Raw genomic sequence first — 19,284 nt, forward strand, 5'->3', positions numbered from 1 at the left:
GTCCGTTGCAGGACAATGCTTGCCCGATCATCCGGTTCCGGCAAGGAAACGATCGTCGGGGGCTGGCGAACCCGCAGCCCGCTTCCTATCTGCCGCCCGCGACCTTTTCCTCCCATTTTCGCGGAGTGCCCATGCGCTACAACCGGCTCGGCCAGACCGGCCTCTTCGTTTCCGAACTCTGTCTCGGCACCATGACCTTCGGCGGCGATGGCGGGATGTGGGAGAAGATCGGCACCCTCCAGCAGGACGAGGCCGACACGCTGGTCCGCACCGCGATCGACGCCGGCATCAACTTCATCGACACCGCCGACGTCTATGCGGAGGGTCGGTCCGAACGGATCACCGGCCAGGCGCTGCGCAATCTCGGGATCAGGCGCGACGAGGTGGTGATCGCCACCAAGGTGATGGGGCCGATGGGGCCCGGGCCGAACAGCCGCGGCGCCTCGCGCTACCATATCATCGACGCCGCGAAGGCCAGCCTCGATCGGCTCCAGCTCGACCATATCGATCTCTACCAGATCCACGGCTTCGATCCGGCGACCCCGATCGAGGAGACGCTGCGCGCGCTCGATACTCTCGTCCAGCACGGCCATGTCCGCTATGTCGGGGTCTCCAACTGGGCGGCGTGGCAGATCATGAAGGCGCTGGGCATCTCCGAACGGCTGGGCCTCCACCGCTTCGCCTCGCTCCAGGCCTATTACAGCATCGCCGGGCGCGATCTCGAACGCGAACTGGTGCCGCTGCTGCAGTCCGAAGGCGTCGGCCTGATGGTGTGGAGCCCGCTCGCCGGCGGGCTGCTGTCGGGCAAATATAGCCGCGACGATGAAGGTGCCGGCGACGGCCGCCGCGCCAGCTTCGATTTTCCGCCGGTCGACCGCGACCGCGGCTATGCCGCGATCGATGCGATGCGGACGATCGCCGATGCCAAGGGGGTTTCGGTCGCGCAGGTCGCGATCGCCTGGCTGCTCCACCAGCCGGCGGTCGGCAGCGTGATCGTCGGCGCCAAGCGCCCGGACCAGCTCGCCGACAATATCGCCGCCACCCGGGTCGCGCTGTCGCCCGAGGAGCTGGCGACGCTCGCTACGGTCAGCGCGCTTCCGCAAGAATATCCCGGCTGGATGATCGAACGGCAGGGCGAATATCGCGACCATATGACGCTGGCACCACGGGGGACCCAAGCATGACCGCCAAATTGTTCGAACCGCTGAAGATCGGCCGGCAGGAACTCGCCAACCGCATCGTCATCGCGCCGATGTGCCAATATTCGGCGGTCGATGGCTGCATGACCGACTGGCACCATATCCATCTCGGCAATCTCGCGCTGTCGGGCGCGGGCGTGCTGACGATCGAGGCCACCGCGGTCGTTCCCGAAGGCCGGATCAGCTATGGCGATGTCGGCCTCTACGACGACGCCACCGAGGCGGCGATGGCCGGGGTGGTCGACAGCATCCGCCGCTGGTCGGACATGCCGATCGCGGTCCAGCTCGCCCATGCCGGCCGCAAGGCGGCGACCGCCAAACCCTGGGACGGCGGCAAGCAGATCGCGCCCTCCGCGGACAATGGCTGGCAGACGGTGGCGCCGTCGGCGGTGTCGTTCCTGCCGACCGAAAATCCCCCGGTCGCGCTCGACGCCGACGGGCTCGCCCGGGTCCGCGACGGCTTCGTCGAGGCGGCGAAGCGCGCGGCGCGGATCGGCATCGACGCGGTCCAGCTCCACGGCGCCCATGGCTATCTGCTCCACCAGTTCCTGTCGCCGCTGTCGAACCGGCGCGACGACCAATATGGCGGCAGCCTCGAAAACCGCATGCGCTTCCCGCTCGAGGTCTTCGACGCGGTGCGCGCGGCCTTCCCCGCCGATCGCTCGGTGACGGTGCGGGTGTCGGGCACCGACTGGGTCGAGGGCGGCTGGACGATCGAGGAGACGGTGGAGTTCGCCAAGGCGCTCGAAGCGCATGGCTGCGACGCGGTCCATGTGTCGAGCGGCGGCCTCTCGGCCGACCAGAAGATTCCGGTCGGCCCCAATTACCAGGTGCCGCTCGCCCGCGCGGTCAAGCAGGCGGTCGGCGTGCCCGTGATCGCGGTCGGGCTGATCACCGATTTCGACCAGGCCGAGGCGATCATCGGCACCGGCGACGCCGACGCGATCGCGCTGGCGCGCACCATCTTGTTCGACCCCCGCTGGCCCTGGCACGCCGCCGCCCATCTCGGCGCCAGCGTCAAGGCCCCCCCGCAATATCTCCGCTCGCAGCCGGCACGGTTTCGGCAATTGTTCGGCTGAGGTTTTAGGGCCTGCCGAACGTAAATCCTCCCTACGCGTAGCGTGGGGAGGGGGCGTAGTGCGCCACCATGCCGGGGGCATGGTGAAAGCGCGGAGCCGGCTGCGCAGCAGCCGTGGCCGCAGGGCGGTGGAGGGGTGCTCGCCACAAACGCTGCGTATGCGGCGAGGACCCCTCCACCAGCTTTGCTGGTCCCCCTCCCCAAAGCTGCGCTTCAGGGAGGATTGGCTAGGCTCAATCGATGCGTGAAGCCTACTCCCCGCACCCCACTGTGCCACCGCTGCAACATATCTGAAAAAATCACCGCCGCCTGCCAGAGTTATTGAACATGACTCTCATTTGCGGCAACGGCCCTTTCGAGAACGGTTCGCATCTGGGACCGATCAAATCGACGAGGCCTTTCCATGTCCGCTCCCTACCGCAATCGTTTTCGCCACCTGGCCGTCCTGCTGACCGGGGCGACGATGCTCGTCCCCGTCGCCGTCCAGGCGCAGACCGCGCAGGCTGCGCCGGCCGATGCGACCGGCGATGCCGAGGGCGTCCAGACCACCCGGCAGGATGACGGCATCATCATCGTCACCGCGCCCCGCTTCGTGCCGCTGGGCGCGATCACCGCGAGCAAGACCACCGCGCCGCTGATCGAGACCCCGCAGTCGGTATCGGTGATCTCGCGCGACCAGATCGACCTGCTCAACTTCACCGACGTCCAGCAGGCGGTGCGCTACACCGCCGGCATCGTCGGCGAGAATTACGGCCCCGATCAGCGCTACGACTTCCTCACCCTGCGCGGCTTCATCCCGGTCCAATATATCGACGGCCTGCAGGCGCCGGTCAGCTCGACCATCTCGAACGTCGGCATCGATCTCTACGGCTTCGACGCGGTCGACGTCCTCAAGGGGCCGGCCGCGGTGCTTTACGGCACCACCCCCCCGGGCGGCATCTACAATCTCACCAGCCGCCGTCCGTCGGCCCGGACCGGCGGCGAGGTGCAGGCGATGTATGGCACCAACGACTATAAGCGGATCGCCGGCACCGTCACCGGCGAACTCGCCGATGGGCTGAGCGCACGCCTGACCGGCCTGTACCGCGACAACGACATCCAGACCGACTATGTCACCGTCAAGCGTGCATATGTCGCGCCAGCGATCACCTATGAGATCGGCCCGGACACCAAGATCACCGCGCTCGGCCATTATCAGTGGGACCGGGTCGAAGGCGATACCAACGGCTTCCTGCCCGCGGCCGGCGTGCTGTTCGACAATCCGGTCGGCAAGGTCTCGCGCAGCATCAACCTCGGCGAGCCCGACTATAATTTCTACCGCCGCCGCCAATGGGCCGCCGGCTATGAGCTCAGCCACCGTTTCTCGGGCGCGGTCCGCTTCACCCAGAATGTCCGCTGGGACGATTACAGCGAATATCAGCAGATCATCTACGCTTCGAGCATCGGCGCCGACAACCGCACCGTCGGCCGCAGCAACTTCCCGTTCAAGGACGACGTCCAGCAGTTCGCGGCCGACAACCGCTTCGATATCGACCTCGCCACCGGCGCGATCGAGCACCGCATCCTGGTCGGCTTCGACTATCGCAACTATCGCGAGGCATCGGCCTTCGCCTTCGGTGCCGCGACCAGCATCGACCTGTTCAACCCGGTCTACAGCACCACCCCGATCGCGGTGCCCAGCTTCACCCCGTTCACCGACCAGCGCCTCAAGCAGTCGGGGCTCTATGTCCAGGACCAGGCCCGGTTCGGCGACGTCATCCTGACCCTGTCGGGACGGCAGGACTGGACGAAGACCACCAACTATGCCGGCGCCACCGCGGTCGACACCAAGCAGGACAAGTTCAGCTGGCGGGCGGGCGCGACCTATGTCAGCGAGATGGGGATCGCCCCCTATGTCAGCTATTCGACCTCGTTCCAGCCGGTCGTCGGCTCGACCTTCGGCGGCGCGCAATTCTCCCCCAGCAGCGGCAAGCAGTGGGAAGGCGGCGTCAAATATGACGCGCGCGGCCTCGGCGACGACATCAAGCTGTTCGCGACCGCCGCGGTCTACCGCATCCGCCAGTCGAACGTGTCGACCGACGATCCGGCGCACCTGTTCTTCAAGGTCCAGGCCGGCGAGGTCACCGCGAAGGGCGCCGAGCTCGAACTGGTCACCCGCATCCGCGAACAGCTCAGCATCAACGCGTCCTACACCTACACCGACGCCAAGTTCACCGACAGCTCGGTCGCGGCCCAGATCGGCTCGCGTGTCCCGGCGACCCCGCGCCACAAGGCGACCCTGTTCGTCGACTATACCCATGACCAGGGGCTGTTCGCCGGCTTCGGCGGCGGCGCCGGCGTCCGCTACCTGACCAGCAGCCCGGGGGTGATCCAGACCGCCGCGAACCAGCTGCTCTATTACAGCCCGACCACGACCCTGTTCGACGCGACGCTGCATTACGACATCCCCGGCTGGCGGTTCGGGATCAACGGCAGCAACATCTTCGACAAACGCTATGCCGGCCGCTGCACCGGCCCGACGAGCTGCTTCTTCGGCGCCAGCCGCCAGGTCACCGCCACGGTGACGAAGAAGTTCTGATCGCTATGATGACTCCATGAGGGATCGTGATTCAGGTCAGACCGAGCCGAAAATGGTATCTTTCGAGAACCGGCGCGCAGCGTACTTGAAAGTACGTGAGCACCGGCAGCGCAGAAAGGTGCCGTTTGCAGGCCGGTATGGCCTGGAGCACGGTTCCTCATGAAGGCGCGCACGATCCGGACCTGGTCCTTGATCCACACATGGACCAGCCTCGTCTGCACCGCCTTCCTGCTGATGCTCTGCCTGACTGGGCTGCCGCTGATCTTCCATGACGAGATCGACGCCGCGACCAGGCCGCCGGTGCGGCTCGCGACGCTGCCCGCCGGCACCCCCTCGCTGCCGCTCGACGACCTGCTCGCCCGCGCGCTCGCGCGCTACCCGGGCGAGGTCGGCCTCTATATGAGCTTCGACGAGGACCGGCCGGTGGTCAACGTCACCACCGGGCCGACCCCCGACGCCGCCGAGGCCGCGATGCATTTCCAGTCGCTCGACCGCCGCACCGGCGCGATCCTGCCGATCGCGGCGGGCGGCGGGGTGATGGACGTCATCCTCCAGCTCCACAAGGACATGCTCGCCGGCGCCTGGGGCATGTATTTCCTCGGCGCGATGGGGCTGTTCTTCGTCGCCGCGATCGTCTCGGGGGTCGTGCTCTACGCCCCGTTCATGAAGCGGCTCGCCTTCGGCACCGTCCGCCGCACCCGCGGGCCGCGGGTGGCGTGGATCGACCGGCATAATCTGCTCGGCATCGTCACCCTCGCCTGGGCGGTCGTCGTCGGGCTCACCGGCACCATCAACACCCTGGTCCAGCCGATCACCGATTTGTGGAAGGCCGACCAGCTCGCGGCGATGTCGGCGCCCTATGCCGGCCAGGGCCTGCCCGCCCGGCTGGGCTCGATCGCCGCGGCGGTCGATGTCGCGACCGCGGCGGCGCCCGGCATGCGCGTCCAGTTCGTCGCCTTCCCCGGTACGGCCTATTCGAGCCGCCACCATTATGGCGTCTTCCTCCAGGGCGCGACCCCGGCGACGAAGAAGCTGCTGACCCCGGCGCTGGTCGACGCCCGCACCGGCGCCCTGTCCGACATCCGGCCGATGCCCTGGTACATGCAGGCGCTGCTCCTGTCGCAGCCGCTCCATTTCGGCGATTATGGCGGGCTGCCGATGAAGCTGCTGTGGGCGCTGCTCGACCTCGCGACGATCGTCGTGCTCGGCAGCGGCCTCTATCTCTGGCTCGGCCGGAAGGGCGCGATGCCCGGCCGCGGTCACGCGGCAAATCCTGTGGCACGCGGTCACGCGGCAAATCCTGCGACACGCGGGCGGGCGGCATGAGCCGCCACCACCGCCCGCGCCATGCGCTGCTGCGGACCTTCGCGATCCCGGCGGCGATCGCGCTGCTGACACTGGCCGGCCTGATCGCGGGGCTGCTCGGCGACGGGGTGCTGGATGTGGTGGCGTGGTCGGGGCTGGCGGCGCCGCTGGCCGCGATCGCGATCGGCCGCTGGCGTATGCGCTGACCGATCGCGACGATGTCGGCGAATTCGCGCTCGATCCGCCGAAAAAGCGCAGAATATCGCCTATCATCGACAGACGGGCCTTGCCGCGGACCGGCCGAAAGCTAAGCTGCGCGAGTCGGCGGTCGGCCATCCGGCACCGTTGATCGGGGGCGTATTCATGACCGTGGTGAGCGATTATACGGCGCTGCTTTCATCGGCGATTTCCAGCACGGCCGGCAAGGGCGCCTTCTACACCTATTCCTTTGCGTCGACGCCGCCGGCCTATCTCGCGACGCTCTATTCGGCCGACGCGCTGGCCAGTTTCAGGCCGCTGTCCGACACCGAGAAACAGGCCGTCCGCGATGCGATCAATGCCTGGGCCTCGATTTCCGGCCTGACCCTGTTCGAGGTCACCCAATCGGTCGGGGACATCAACTTCGGCGTGTATGATCTCGCCAAGCTGGGCAATGGCGGCGCCGCCGGCTTTGCCTATTTCGGATCGCCCAACGCGCGCTACGGGGTCAACAGCGACGTCTTCCTGCAATCGGCCTATGCGGCCAACACCCATGTGCTGCTGCACGAGATCGGGCATGCGCTGGGCCTGAAACATTCGTTCGACGGCGACATCACGCTCGACCCGTCGCTCGACAACTTCACCCAGACGGTGATGAGCTACACCTATTCGGGGCCCGGCGACGTGCTGGGGACGCTCGATATCGATGCGATCCGCTATCTGTACGGCACCAATGGCAATGACGGCACCCAGGTGGCGGGCTGGAGCTGGAACGCGGCGACCGAAACCCTGACCCAGACGGGGAGCGCCGCCGGCGACGTCATCGCCGGGGTGGCGAGCCGCGACATCATCATGGGCGGCGGCGGCAATGACGAGATCTACGGGGGATCGGGCGGCGACAGCATCAACGGCGGCGACGGCGACGACAGGATCGATGCCGTGGTGGTGGCCGGCTATGGCGCGGCGTCGTTCGCGGGCGGCGCGGGCGCCGATCGCTTCCAGCTGACCGTGGATTCGTCGGGCACGCCGTTCACCGTCGACGGTGGCGACGGGCAGGACAGCCTCAATATCAGCTATGCCAATTACAACCAGCCGTTGATCCTGTCGCTGTCGGGTGGCGGGGTATCGATCACCAATGTCGAGCAGATCTACGTCAACGGCACGAACAATGCCGATCGGCTGACCGGCTCCGCGCTCGGCGAGACGCTGTCCGGGGGAACCGGCGACGACCAGCTGCTGGGCATGGGCGGCAATGATTATCTCTATGCGACCGCGACCTCGTCGTCCTCGGTCCTGCTGCTCGACGGCGGCGAGGGCAATGACACCGTCTCGATCAATGTTTCGACGGCGGCGTCGCACAATCTCGCGGGGCTGGTGGCAAGGGGCGGTGCGGGAACCGATACGCTGTCGTTCGTCCATTATGACGCCACCCCGCTGGTCTTCTCCTATGCGGGGCTGCTGGCGTCGGGCGCGCAGATTTCGGGCTTCGAAAGCATCAGTTTCCAGGGCGGCGACGGCAACGACCGGATCGTTGGTTCGGCCGGCAACGATTCGATCTTCGCAGGCGCCGGCGCGAACAGCCTCACCGGCGGGTTGGGGCAGGACTATCTGAGCGGCGGCAGCGGCGTCGATCGTTTCATCTATACCAGCATCGCCGATTCGACATCGTCGGCGCCCGATTCGATCGGCGGGTTCCAGACCGGCGTCGATATCGTCGATCTGTCGGCGATGCCGGTGTGGAACCTGGCGCTGACCAGCGCGGGCGGATCGGGCTCCTATCTCCAGGGGGTCGGGCTCGACGGCAATCTCCAGATCTACGTCAGCGGCGCGATCGCGCTCGGCGACGTGGTGCGCCAGACGGTGGGCGTGTACCTGGCGGGCAATGCCTCCGCCGATACGCTGAACGGGCAGGGCAACAGCGATTTCCTCAAGGGCCTGGGCGGCGCCGACATATTGAACGGCCTGGCCGGCGACGACTATCTCGATGGCGGCGACGGCAACGACACGCTGGATGGCGGGACGGGCAACGACCGTCTCGACGGCGGCGCGGGCAACGACCGCATCGTCTATGATGCGGCCGACACGGCGGCCAATGTCATCGGCGGCGCCGGAACCGACACGCTGGTGGTCAATGGCGATGTGCTTCCGACGGGCTTCGACCCCACGGCGCACGGCTTCGAGGCCATCGAGCAGAACCGCACCGATCCGGGCGGCCATGCCTGGGCGAGCATCAGGAACATCTATACCCCCGGCTGGCTGCTCCTCCAGCAGACGATGGTCAACGACGACAACAGCCGGATCGTCGTCGATTTCGACTTGGGCAACAGCCAGAGCTATACGTCGCAGCTGACCTATTACGACGCCCAGGGCCGCATCGACTTCTACGACGTCAACAAGGACGACGGCACCCGCACGATCGTCGATCTCGATCAGGCCGGCAACCAGGCCTTCACGTCGCAGTTCACCTATTATGACACGCGCGGGCGGATCGATTTCTACGACATCAACAACGACGACGGCAGCCGGGTGATCGTCGACCTGGACCAGGCCGGCAGCCAGCCATGGAGATCGCAGCTCACATATTATGACCGACAGGGTCGGGTCGATTTCTACGACGTCAACAATGACGACGGCACCCGCGTCATCGTCGATGCCGATCAGGCCGGCACCCAGCCCTGGGTGAACCAGCTCATCTATTTCGACACGGCCGGGCGCGTGGATCTCTACGATATCAGGAACGACAACGGCACGCGCACGATCGTCGACTTCGACCAGGCGGGCAACCAGCCCTTCACGTCGCAGCTGACCTATTACGACACCCAGGGCCGCATTGATTTCTACGACATCAACCGGGACGACGGCACCCGCGCGATCATCGACCTCGATCAGGCCAACAGCCAGCCCTGGTCGCAGCATGTCATATTATACGCCGCCAACCACAGCACGATCCTCCAGGACTATTTCCTCTACTGACGGACCCTCCCTTGCGGGGCCGACGGATTCACCCATCCTCGATGGAGAAGTGGCCCATCGCGGCGATATCGCCGTTCGGGGGTCGTGCAGGGCTCGACCCGATAAGTGAATCCGCCAGCTCCAAAAGGGAGGGGATTAGTCCTCTTTCTTCGGCAGCTTCACCTTCGGGGCATCGGCAAACGGCCTGATCCCGAAATTCGGATAGACCTCGCTCGGATAATAGAAGGTGCCGTCCTTCACCACCATCGCGATCGATTTGATCGCCTTGATGTCCTTGGTCGGATCGCCCGGGATCAGGAAGAAGTCGGCGAGCTTGCCCTTCTCGATCGACCCCAGCCTTTGGTCGCGGCCCAGATATTTCGCCATGTCATAGGTCGCGCGGGTCAGCACCTCGGCATTGGTGAAACCGATCTGGGTGTAGAGCTCGAGCTCGCGATGATAGGTCAGCGCGCCGCCGGTGTCGGTGCCGGGGACGATGAACACCCCGCGATCGTGGAGCATCCGCACCGTCTTGAGGATCTGCTGATAGGCGCCGCGATAGGCGGCGTCGTCGCCCGGCGCCGATGTGTCGATCCACGCCTTGCGCATGCTCCGCTGCTCGCCGATCGGCATATGGTCGATATAATCGACCGCCCCCGCCGGGATCTGGCCGTCGCGGTTGAGCAGCAGATTCTCGTGGATGCCGACGGTCGGGTCGATCGCCTTGTGGCCGTCGACCATCATCTGGATCGTGTGCTGAACCGGCGCCGAATTGAGGTCGAGCGCGGGCAGCCGCTTGAGCGCGGTCAGCCGGAACAGCGTGCGGGTGTCCTCGGTCGGCTTGATCACCCAGCCCAGCATGAACTGGTTGATATGGGTCATCTCGTCATAGCCGGCGGTGATCATCTGGTCGGCGGTGGCGAAGGCGGGGACATGCCCCGCCACCCGCATCCCCAGCCGGTGCGCCTCCTTGACGACCGCGGGCACCCAGGCCGGGTTCATGCTGTTATAGACCTTGATCTGCCAATAGCCGCGCGCCCCGTACCAGCGCACCGCGTCGACCGCCTCGGCCTCGCTGTTCACCAGGATGCCGTTGTTCGCGTTGAACGGCGACTTGCCCTCCAGGAAGCCGCTGCGCACCACCCGCGGCCCGCCGATCACCCCGGCGTCCATCCGCTGGATCAGCGTGTCGAGCACCGCATTGTCGTTGCCCATGTCGCGCACCGTGGTGATGCCGGCGATCAGGTTGAGCATCGCGCTGTCCTGGCCGAGATGCCCGTGCATTTCGGTCATCCCCGCCACCAGCGTGCCGCCGGCGCCGTCGATGCTGACCTCGCCCGGGGTCGCCGGGCTGTCATTGGGCTCGACCGCGGCGATCTCCCGGCCGTTGACCAGCACCGCCATCGGCGCGGTCAGGCTGCCGGTCTTCGGATCGAAGATGCGGACGTTGCGGATCCGCACCGGCGCGCCGTAATCATGCGCCACCGCCTTCTGGATCGCGACATAGCGGTCGGTCGACCATTTCTCGGCCAGCCCGCGCAGCCGGACCTCCTCGCCCTCATAGCCCGCGCGGACGATGATGAAGTCGGGGGTGACATAGGCGAACAGCTGGTTCGCGCCGTCGAGCAGGATCGTGTCGGGCTGGGTCTCGATCCCGCCCAGCGTATAGGCGGTGACCGCGACCGGCCCCGGCTTGCCCTCGACCGTCAGCGCATCGCCCTTGGTCAGCTTCAGCGTGCCGCCGGGCAGCGCCGGCATCGCATGGTCGCCATCCTTGAGCAGCGCGCGCGCATAGAGCCCGATCGACCAGGGGCTGCCGCTCTGCGCGACATAGATGCTCGGCTCCTTGACGCTCGCCTTGCCCGCGCCGGTCGAATCGACCCAGCTCGCCTTCTTGCCGCTCCGGGTAAAACTCTCGCTGACCTTGCTGCCGAAGGTGGTCGCGCCGCTGATCGTCCATTTGACCGGCAGCCCCGCCGCATCGACGTCGATCCCCTCCTTCATCGTCGGCCCGCGGCCGTTATTCTTGTAGTCGAAATCGATATTGGTGTGGGTGCCGCTGGTATCGGCGTTGAGATGCCCGACAGCCTTGCCGCCGAAGATGACGGTGAACGTCTCCACCTCCGCCCGGGCGGCGGTGGCGGACAGGGCGGCGAGGGAGGCCCCGAGGGCCAGCGCGATAAGCTGTTTCATGGAGGCGATAGATCACAGCCCGGGCAGGATGGAAAGAGCCGCCCGTGCTGGCGCCATCCTCCCCCGCAAGCTATCCCGCGCCACGGCGATGTCGTTAGATCCTCCCTACGCGAAGCGTGGGGAGGGGGACCAGCGAAGCTGGTGGAGGGGTTCTCCGACTTTGATCCGCGGGATTTCGGTGGTGTTGCGCATGACCCCTCCACCGCCCTACGGGCGGTCCCCCTCCCCACGCTTCGCGTAGGGAGGATTGCAGCCCCACCCCGCCACGGAAGGACCGACGCCATGACCAAGACCACGATCGGCCGCGACACCCGCCTGTGCATGTCGCTCGCCGCGCGGCCGGGCACCTTCGGCTCGCGCTTCCACAACCATCTCTACGAGGCGATGGGCCTCGATTATGTCTACAAGGCCTTCACCACCACCGATCTGCCCGCGGCGATCGGCGGCATCCGCGCGCTCGGCATCCGCGGCTGCGCGGTGTCGATGCCGTATAAGGAGGCGGTGATCCCGCTGCTCGATGGGCTGCAGGGATCGGCGGCGGCGATCGATTCGGTCAACACCATCGTCAACGACGACGGCGTGCTGACGGGCTTCAACACCGATTACAGCGCGGTCCGCGACCTGCTCGACGAATATGCCCTCGACCGCGCCTTGCCGCTGCTGCTGCGCGGCAGCGGCGGCATGGCCAAGGCGGTCGCCGCCGCCTTCCGCGACGCCGGCTTCGCCCAGGGCACGGTCGTTGCGCGCAATGAGTCGGCGGGCCGCGCGCTCGCCGACACCTATGGCTATCGCTGGGCGCCCGACCTCGCCGATCTCGCCGCGCCGATCCTCGTCAACGTCACCCCGGTCGGCATGACCGGCCCCGACGCCGACGCGCTCGCCTTCCCGATCGACCGGATCGCGGCGTGTGAGGTGGCGTTCGACCTCGTCGCGCTGCCGGTCGAAACCCCCTTCCTGCGCGCCGCGGCGGACCAGGGCAAAAGGCGGATCACCGGCGCCGAGGTCGCGCTGCGCCAGGCGCTCGAACAGTTCATCCTCTACACTGGCCAGCGCCCGACCGATGCCCAGATCGCGGCGGCTGCCGATTTCGCGCGGGGGTAAGCGTGGGCGCCTTAGATCCTCCCTACGCGAAGCGTGGGGAGGGGGGCGTAGGGCGTCACCATGCCGGGGGCATGGCGAAAGCGCGAAGCCGGCTGCGCAGCAGCCGTGGCCGAAGGATGGTGGAGGGGGCTTCCGCGCTATGGAACTGTTCGTCGCACACCCTGGAGCGTTTGCTGGGACGGCGGATTTTGCCCCGCCGCCAAGCCTTCGGATATCGCTGGAAGAAATAGCGGAGCGCTGGTCGCCCGGTCAACGCGGTGTCGTTGCCACCGGACCAGCACCCGACGCGCCCGTCATTTCGGCCGCAACCGGAGCACCGCCGGCGTGAACCACACGCGCGCGATCTTGCCGTCGACGATCTCGTAGATCGCCACCCCGCTATTGTTGTTGTCGCCCGCGACGATCTGTTCCTTGTCGACCACGAAGCGCCCGTCGACCATGCGGCTGATCAGCCGAGCGCGGGGATGGCGCCTTTCCAATATCGGCCTGTATTGCTTGATGAGCGCGTCCTTGCCCCGCATCGTCGTCGGGTTGCCTGGACCGAGATCGAAGAATTCGACGTCGTCGGCATAGAAGGCGGCGAACGTCTCCACGTCGCCGCTGTTATAGGCCGCGATCTGCCCGTCGACGATGCCGGCCGGGCTACCCGGCGGCGCGGGGGGCGGGGCGTTCGTGGGTGCGGGCGGCGCGCTCAGGCCCGGCGGGGGAGCCGAGGCGGTGGCCGTGCTCAGCGTGGCCGCGATGGCGAGGTGTAGGATCATCAGGCGCTCCCCCAAAATGTCTGGGCTGTGATAGCCGACAGCGCATGCGGGGGAAACTTGAGCAATGCGGAATTGCTTGGCCGAAATCGCCACGAGCGAGATTGTCGGCATCGGCGGCTGGCCGCCAGATGTCGGGCATGAGACGATTGGTCCGAGCCTCCTGAAAGCGGCCCTCCGTTTTGGCTATGCGGGCAGTATCGTCGTGGGCCAGTCCACGGAAATCCGAAGCCCCTCGTTGGCTCGCTTCTTCTGCTATTAGCGACAAGAACGACCCGCTTTAATTGTTACGCCCAAAGGCTGTCGTTCGCGTCTGCTGGTGCCGAGACCGGCAGCGGATTGCACATTAACCCGTTTCCAGTTGCAGCAGAGATAACGTTGGTTAAACCTGCACTGCGGGGGAACAGATGGCAAATCGGCGGGAATGGAAGGGAAAGGAGTGGCAGGAATTCGCCCTGCAGCTCGTCCAACGTCGGCATGGCGCAGAAAACGTCCAAGCGGTGCCCGACAAGGTCAAGGGTGACGCTGGGCTTGAATTCTTCACGACCTGCGGCTGCCTGTACCAATGTTATGCTCCCGAAGAGGCATCCGATGTCGCCAAGGCAGCTAGCGCGATGAAGGCGAAAGCAGGCCGAGACTTACCAAAGCTCGAAAAGAACAAGGCGACGATCGAGAAATTGCTTGCGGGTACGATGGCCCGCCGGTGGATCCTCCTCTGCCCGTTTTTGGATAACAAGGACGTGGTCGCATCCATTCGGGCTCGCGGCGTCACGATCAAAGCAACGAGTCTAGCCTTTTTGTCCGCGGACTTTGAGGCACTTTGTCATTCTCAGGAGGATTTCCAGGCTGAGATCGCGCAGTTGAGAGCGATGTCCTTGGGGCCACCGCTCAGTATTGATTCACCGACCGAGCAGCAAGTGAAGGACGCGGGGGATACGGAGATTGGGGCGCGAATCGATGACAAGTTGGGGCGTGCGTTCGGGTCAAAGACTCCAGCCGGGCAGGTTGCTGAAAGGCGCAACCAATATGTGAAGGCCCACCTTCACCGTGAGAATGCGCTTGCTCAATTGCGGGAGAATCACGCTGTCTTGTGGGAGCGCGCTTTCGAGACAATCGAGGCGGAAGAGGCGCGGCTGATCGCGGTCGGCGCGAGTTCGACGATCCCTGGTGAGCAGCTTCAGGAAAGCATGAACCGGATAGAAGCGTCTTTGGCCGAAGCGCTGCCGACTTTGAACCCGGGACTTCGGACCCGGATAGCGCTTGGCACGATCGGCGAGTGGCTAATCCGTTGCCCGCTGGACTTCCCAAAAGGTGATCCATCTTGAGCAGCCCCGAATTTGCGCACACTCGTTTCTCATTCCAACGGCGGCCGACACCAGTGCCTGGCGATATGCGTATTGCTTGGCGGGTGCCGCTGATACTCTTGATGCTATCAGCGTCGAGATCGAGCCGAGCCTCGCTGGCGAAACTCCACATATTGAACGATGCTATTCGGTCCCATCAGGTCAGCCGATTGCGCGATGCCATTAATCTCGATACCAAAATCCTGCCGTGGAACTTACGCGTTGAGCCCGCCTTCGCTCGAGCGATCGATTTCGTCGTCGGCGAGCGTCTTGCCAAATGGACAAAAGCCGGCGGGCGCGCCTCCTTGCAGCTTACCCAGACGGGGCTCAAGGCAGCGGCAGAAATAGCAAAGGTCGAGGACGTGCTCGTGGATGAACGCACGGTCATCACCGAACATGCCAAGAAACTGACGGAAGTTCGCGTATCAGCGCTTCTCGGCGAAAGGCCTGCGTCATGATCAGGCTTCGACACCTACGGCTTCGATCTTTCACCGCCGAGCGTTCATACGAAGCGGACATTTCCCTTAAGGCCGGTCTCAATATCATTCAGGCGCCGAACACCTCAGGAAAATCGACATGCCTGCAGGCGGTCATCTACGTGCTCGGCCTCGAACGGGCGCTCGGACCACAATTGGCGATCCCACTCCCCTATGCGATGCGCGAGCGCATCCATGCTGCCGAGAAGCTGCCCTATGAAATGGTCCTGCAGTCGTTCGTTGAACTAGAGATTGAGAACGATCGTGGTGAAATCATCGTCCTGCATCGTGATGTCGTTGGAGGGAGTGATACCAGGCTGATCCAGGTAATATTTGGCGCTTCGCTCAGCGAGGATGCGCCGAGAACCCGCCAGCGTGATTTCTATGTTCTCGATGGCGGGGCGGCGGTCCAAGAGGACGGGTTTCACTTCTTTTTTGCAGCCTATCTCGGTTGGAGCCTGCCAGTCGTCGCGCGATACGATGGCGCCGAATGCCCGCTTTACCTGGAGTCGATTTTCCCAATGCTGTTCGTGGAACAGAAGCGGGGCTGGTCCACGATTCAAGGACCGTTCCCGACCTTCTTCCGTATTCAGGACGTTGCCCGGCGGGTGATGGAGTTTATCCTCAACCTCGACATTGCACAATTCCGGCGTCAGCGATCAGAACTACGCAATGCGATTGCGGACTTGAACAATCGATGGACGCGAGAGCGTAGCAAACTCATCGACGCGGCCGCTCGCATGGGCCGAGTACGAGGACTGCCCAAACAGCCAAATGCCGAGTTCGCGCTGCAGCCTGAAATTGATTTGCAGCTATTCCATGAGGGCGAGTGGGTTCAGCTTACTACCCTCGTCGCGGAGCTCGAAGAACAGATCGGAGATCTGGAAGCGGCCCAGCTGGAAACGATCGACACCGTCGCGCCGCAGATGGAAGCGCGAATTGCGACGCTCCGCGGTCAGATCGACACTGAGACGGCCGTAATCGAGGCTGTCCGTAATGAGTACGCTTCTGAAACACAGGATAACCAGGCCTTGGCTGAGCGGGTTCGATCGCTCGAAATCGACCTACGCCGAAACCAAGACGCTCAAAAGCTCCAGCGGTTGGGATCGGACCTTGGCAAGGCGTCTTCGGAACATCTCTGCCCCACCTGTCATCAAGATGTTTCGAACGAGCTACTTCCTTCTATCGATGCCGAGGGTATGGCGCTCGATGAGAACATCGCTTTCGTTAAATCCCAGTTGCAACTTTACAGATCCGGATTGGCCGCCTCGGCTGAGCGTTTGCAAGAGATTGCCGGTAGATTCCGAGGGGTCGAACGCAACCTCCAGGACAAGCAACAGGAATTGCGCGGCCTTCGTCAGGAGTTGGTGCGCCCCGGCGCGTCTCCGTCGCGCGCAGTGATCGAGAATCTCGTTCGGCAGCAGAATTTTCTGAACCAGCTTCGCAGCATCGATGATCTTGCAATTTCGCTGCTCGACGAGCTTAAGGCAATCGCTGCCGCATGGGCGAAGGCCAACGAAGCGCTACGCGCGCTTCCTGCCGATGATCTTACGGCCAAAGATTTGAAGAAGGTTGAAATACTCACGACGAAAATCTGCGAACAGCTGACGGATTATGGCTTCCGGTCGTTTCAACCTGCCGAAATCTCACTCTCGACGGACAATTTCCGGCCGCTCGTTCGTGAACGTTCGGGGACAGAGGTTGTCGAGAAAGAAATAAATTTCGAAGTGTCGGCGAGCGACGGCATACGACTTAAATGGGCATATCTTCTTGCTGCGTTCGAACTGGGGCGCATTCATCAAACTAATCATCCGGCGCTCCTAATATTCGACGAACCGGGGCAGCAGGAAATCGATTCGGGTAGCCTGTTTGCTTTTCTCAAGCGCGCCGGTCTGGCCGCGAAGGCTGGCGGCCAAGTCATCGTTTCGACGTCAGAACCTTTGGCGTTGGTCGAGCGCGAGATGGGCAGCCACGCGCGGATCATCGATTTCCCTGGTTTCATTCTGCAACCAAAGCAGGAAGGTCTCGCTGACGATTTCGAAACAATGCTTGGCTAGCGGTATTGGCATGCCAGCTGTTGTACAGTTCGTTACTGAGAGCAAGTAGTCCTCTTTCGGCCCAATCTGCGATGTTCATCAGGCCCACCAACGATAGTTGGATGTACTCATGTGATCCCGCAAACGAGTGCCCAACCACCTCCACCTCAAATTTAGGACTCGACCTAATTAGAAAAACCCCTATTTAGGAGATATCCGAAATAGGGGTTGCCGATGGATGTGTTCGATGCGCTGGCCCATCCGGTCCGGCGGGAGATATTGGCGCTGCTGCGCGACGGCGATCGCAATGCCGGCGAGCTGGCCGATCATTTCGATCTGTCGAAGCCGACCCTGTCGGGCCATTTCGCGACCTTGAAGAAGGCCGGGCTGATCCTCAGCGAGCGGCGCGGCACCCAGATCCTCTATTCGCTCAACCTGTCGATGCTCGAGGGCGCGCTGCTCGGCCTGATGAACCGGGTCGGCCGCGCCTCGGCGAAGGAGGCGGCATGGACCTTCGAACGGCGCGACTGACCGCCTGGGGGCTGGTGCTGACCGTCATCCTCGTCGGCATCGGCTGCGTGATCGCCTTCGGCGAGGACGCGCCCTTTCCGCGGCGCTTCGACGGTTCGGCCGACGGGGTCTCGGTCTGGTGGCCGACCGGCGCGGTGATGATCGGCACGATGGTGCAGGCGGTGCTGAGCGTCGGGGTCCATGCGCTGATCCTCGCCCGGGGGCGGCGCTGGCGGCGCAACCTGGTGCGCGCCGGCGGCTATTTCGCGATCAGCTGGGTCAGCGGGCCGGTGCTGGTGCTCGCGTTCCAGCTGATGGGGATCGTTGCGAAGCTCGGCTATCGGCCCGATGCGATCGCCACCGCCGCGACGCTCACCGGCACGCTCCTCCTGCTCAAGGCGAACATGCTGACCAAGTCGCGCCCCGGCTGGTTCAACGGCGTCGTCTTCCCGCCGTTCGTCCGCGACGAGGCTGTCTGGCGCAAGGTCCATCGCGCCTCGGCCTGGCGCGGCCTCGCGATCGGCACCCTGCTGATCTTGCTGCCCTGGATCGCGATATCGGGGCCCGGCCATGCGATCGCCACCCGCGACTTGATCGTCGCGCTGCTCGCCGCCGATCTGCTGACCGGCACCGCCCACGCCATCCTGCTCAGCCTGTTCACCGCCCCTCGCGACCGGGAGAAACCACGTGCCGATGCTCGCCGCTGATATCGTTGCCGCTTATGCCGCGGGACTGCGGATCCTGCGCGAACGGCCCTGGCTCATGCTCGCGGTCGCGCTGCTGATGGCCGCGACCGATCTGCTCGCCGAACGCGCCGGCTTCATGGACGGCATGACCCTGCGCCACGCGTCGAAGGCCGCGGTGGCGCTGTTCGTCCTCCCCAAGCTGCTGATCATGCTTGCCGCCTATATCGGTTTCGTGCGGCTGGCGGGCGACCCCCAACTGCCGTTCGCGGCGGTGCTGGGCCTGGGCGGGCGCCAGCTCAGATGGCTGGGGGTGACCTTCCTCCTGCTGCTCGGTCTGCTCGGGGTGATGATCGGGCTCAAGCTGGCGATGCTGGCGCTGGTCGCGGCGTTCGGCCTGCCCAACGCCGTCGCCAGCGTGCTGGCGATGCTCGTCTATCTCGTCGTCGAACTCGCCGTGATGGCTCGCATCCTGCCCGGTTTCGCGGGGGTGATGATCGGCGATCGGGCGGCGGGCCTCGGCTGGTCCTGGGCGCGCACCCGCGGCCGTATCGTCGCCACGGTGGTCCTGATGCTCGCGCTGATCGTGCCGTTGCAGATCCTCCATGGCGCGCTGACGATGCTGGCGGTCGCCCGGCATGGCGAGGTTCGCATCGCACTGATCCTGCTCGACGGCGGGGCGATGGCGCTGATCCTCTGCGCGATCGGTTGCGCGCATCACCGCCTCTATGCGCGCGCCGCCGCCAACCCGCCGCGGGCGGATTTCGAACTTGCGACGAACTGACCGATCGTGTTTCGATCCTGAAATCCTTTGGCGATAATAGCGTTTATAGCCGCCCAAAGCCGAGGGATTCGGCCGGATTTGGGGATCGAC

15 protein-coding genes are annotated in these 19,284 nt (G+C 64.8%); 13 read left to right on the top strand and 2 right to left on the bottom strand.

What is annotated here, in order from left to right:
• The first annotated feature begins 131 nt into the window (after positions 1 to 131).
• The 6 genes from AC1RM6_RS07240 to AC1RM6_RS07265 all read left to right on the top strand — a co-directional run bounded on the left by AC1RM6_RS07240 (position 132) and on the right by AC1RM6_RS07265 (position 9,331).
• Positions 132 to 1,184, top strand: coding sequence for an aldo/keto reductase (locus tag AC1RM6_RS07240; RefSeq protein ID WP_493099633.1), 1,053 nt, complete (start codon positions 132 to 134; stop codon positions 1,182 to 1,184).
• Entirely contained in the window at positions 1,181 to 2,278 is a 1,098-nt protein-coding gene (locus AC1RM6_RS07245; RefSeq protein WP_493099635.1) for an NADH:flavin oxidoreductase/NADH oxidase, read from the top strand. Before AC1RM6_RS07240 ends, AC1RM6_RS07245 begins: the two co-directional genes overlap by 4 nt.
• A 402-nt stretch (positions 2,279 to 2,680) precedes the next feature.
• On the top strand, positions 2,681 to 4,855 hold the full coding sequence (locus AC1RM6_RS07250) for a TonB-dependent siderophore receptor (RefSeq protein ID WP_493099637.1): 2,175 nt from the start codon (positions 2,681 to 2,683) through the stop codon (positions 4,853 to 4,855).
• 159 nt (positions 4,856 to 5,014) lie between these two features.
• Positions 5,015 to 6,181: a PepSY-associated TM helix domain-containing protein gene (locus AC1RM6_RS07255; protein ID WP_493099639.1), complete on the top strand. Its 1,167-nt coding sequence runs from the start codon at positions 5,015 to 5,017 to the stop codon at positions 6,179 to 6,181.
• Positions 6,178 to 6,366 (top strand): hypothetical protein, encoded by a 189-nt coding sequence (locus AC1RM6_RS07260; protein ID WP_493099641.1) that lies wholly within the window; start codon positions 6,178 to 6,180, stop codon positions 6,364 to 6,366. Before AC1RM6_RS07255 ends, AC1RM6_RS07260 begins: the two co-directional genes overlap by 4 nt.
• Before the next feature lie 157 nt (positions 6,367 to 6,523).
• Positions 6,524 to 9,331 (top strand): M57 family metalloprotease, encoded by a 2,808-nt coding sequence (locus AC1RM6_RS07265; protein WP_493099642.1) that lies wholly within the window; start codon positions 6,524 to 6,526, stop codon positions 9,329 to 9,331.
• A 135-nt stretch (positions 9,332 to 9,466) separates the two neighbouring features.
• On the opposite strand, the gene AC1RM6_RS07270 is transcribed toward AC1RM6_RS07265, so the two are convergent.
• A complete protein-coding gene (locus tag AC1RM6_RS07270) occupies positions 9,467 to 11,503 on the bottom strand; it encodes an amidohydrolase family protein (protein ID WP_493099644.1) in 2,037 nt (678 codons plus the stop codon).
• Between the two features lie 282 nt (positions 11,504 to 11,785).
• Between AC1RM6_RS07270 and AC1RM6_RS07275 the strand changes: the two genes are divergently transcribed.
• Complete coding sequence (locus AC1RM6_RS07275; protein ID WP_493099646.1) at positions 11,786 to 12,604, top strand: shikimate 5-dehydrogenase; 819 nt, start codon at positions 11,786 to 11,788, stop codon at positions 12,602 to 12,604.
• A gap of 293 nt (positions 12,605 to 12,897) precedes the next feature.
• Here AC1RM6_RS07275 and AC1RM6_RS07280 read toward each other — a convergent pair whose 3' ends face one another.
• Positions 12,898 to 13,476 (bottom strand): nuclear transport factor 2 family protein, encoded by a 579-nt coding sequence (locus tag AC1RM6_RS07280; RefSeq protein WP_493099648.1) that lies wholly within the window; start codon positions 13,474 to 13,476, stop codon positions 12,898 to 12,900.
• Between the two features lie 293 nt (positions 13,477 to 13,769).
• Between AC1RM6_RS07280 and AC1RM6_RS07285 the strand changes: the two genes are divergently transcribed.
• The 6 genes from AC1RM6_RS07285 to AC1RM6_RS07310 all read left to right on the top strand — a co-directional run bounded on the left by AC1RM6_RS07285 (position 13,770) and on the right by AC1RM6_RS07310 (position 19,194).
• Positions 13,770 to 14,687, top strand: coding sequence for a hypothetical protein (locus tag AC1RM6_RS07285; RefSeq protein WP_493099650.1), 918 nt, complete (start codon positions 13,770 to 13,772; stop codon positions 14,685 to 14,687).
• Positions 14,684 to 15,163, top strand: coding sequence for a hypothetical protein (locus AC1RM6_RS07290; RefSeq protein ID WP_493099652.1), 480 nt, complete (start codon positions 14,684 to 14,686; stop codon positions 15,161 to 15,163). Before AC1RM6_RS07285 ends, AC1RM6_RS07290 begins: the two co-directional genes overlap by 4 nt.
• Complete coding sequence (locus AC1RM6_RS07295) at positions 15,160 to 17,238, top strand: ATP-binding protein (protein WP_493099654.1); 2,079 nt, start codon at positions 15,160 to 15,162, stop codon at positions 17,236 to 17,238. The genes AC1RM6_RS07290 and AC1RM6_RS07295 overlap by 4 nt, the downstream gene beginning before the upstream one ends.
• Before the next feature lie 213 nt (positions 17,239 to 17,451).
• Positions 17,452 to 17,748, top strand: a complete 297-nt coding sequence (locus AC1RM6_RS07300; RefSeq protein WP_493099656.1) for a metalloregulator ArsR/SmtB family transcription factor — start codon at positions 17,452 to 17,454, stop codon at positions 17,746 to 17,748.
• The gene (locus tag AC1RM6_RS07305) at positions 17,724 to 18,434 is read left to right on the top strand and encodes a hypothetical protein (RefSeq protein WP_493099658.1); all 711 of its coding nucleotides are present in this window, start codon (positions 17,724 to 17,726) and stop codon (positions 18,432 to 18,434) included. The genes AC1RM6_RS07300 and AC1RM6_RS07305 overlap by 25 nt, the downstream gene beginning before the upstream one ends.
• Positions 18,415 to 19,194, top strand: coding sequence for a hypothetical protein (locus tag AC1RM6_RS07310; RefSeq protein WP_493099660.1), 780 nt, complete (start codon positions 18,415 to 18,417; stop codon positions 19,192 to 19,194). Before AC1RM6_RS07305 ends, AC1RM6_RS07310 begins: the two co-directional genes overlap by 20 nt.
• Positions 19,195 to 19,284: the final 90 nt, after the last annotated feature.

The sequence above is a fragment of the Rhizorhabdus sp. GW822-FHT03C02 genome, from assembly GCF_058801765.1.

What these genes read in the sequence shown, in the direction of transcription:
- AC1RM6_RS07245 (WP_493099635.1), top strand. Translation starts at nt 1,181, where the DNA reads ATGACCGCCAAATTGTTCGAACCGCTGAAGATCGGCCGGCAGGAACTC.
- AC1RM6_RS07285 (WP_493099650.1), top strand. Translation starts at nt 13,770, where the DNA reads ATGGCAAATCGGCGGGAATGGAAGGGAAAGGAGTGGCAGGAATTCGCC.
- AC1RM6_RS07300 (WP_493099656.1), top strand. Translation starts at nt 17,452, where the DNA reads ATGGATGTGTTCGATGCGCTGGCCCATCCGGTCCGGCGGGAGATATTG.
- AC1RM6_RS07265 (WP_493099642.1), top strand. Translation starts at nt 6,524, where the DNA reads ATGACCGTGGTGAGCGATTATACGGCGCTGCTTTCATCGGCGATTTCC.
- AC1RM6_RS07280 (WP_493099648.1), bottom strand. Translation starts at nt 13,476, where the DNA reads ATGCCGACAATCTCGCTCGTGGCGATTTCGGCCAAGCAATTCCGCATT.
- AC1RM6_RS07260 (WP_493099641.1), top strand. Translation starts at nt 6,178, where the DNA reads ATGAGCCGCCACCACCGCCCGCGCCATGCGCTGCTGCGGACCTTCGCG.
- AC1RM6_RS07305 (WP_493099658.1), top strand. Translation starts at nt 17,724, where the DNA reads ATGGACCTTCGAACGGCGCGACTGACCGCCTGGGGGCTGGTGCTGACC.
- AC1RM6_RS07270 (WP_493099644.1), bottom strand. Translation starts at nt 11,503, where the DNA reads ATGAAACAGCTTATCGCGCTGGCCCTCGGGGCCTCCCTCGCCGCCCTG.
- AC1RM6_RS07275 (WP_493099646.1), top strand. Translation starts at nt 11,786, where the DNA reads ATGACCAAGACCACGATCGGCCGCGACACCCGCCTGTGCATGTCGCTC.
- AC1RM6_RS07255 (WP_493099639.1), top strand. Translation starts at nt 5,015, where the DNA reads ATGAAGGCGCGCACGATCCGGACCTGGTCCTTGATCCACACATGGACC.
- AC1RM6_RS07295 (WP_493099654.1), top strand. Translation starts at nt 15,160, where the DNA reads ATGATCAGGCTTCGACACCTACGGCTTCGATCTTTCACCGCCGAGCGT.
- AC1RM6_RS07240 (WP_493099633.1), top strand. Translation starts at nt 132, where the DNA reads ATGCGCTACAACCGGCTCGGCCAGACCGGCCTCTTCGTTTCCGAACTC.
- AC1RM6_RS07250 (WP_493099637.1), top strand. Translation starts at nt 2,681, where the DNA reads ATGTCCGCTCCCTACCGCAATCGTTTTCGCCACCTGGCCGTCCTGCTG.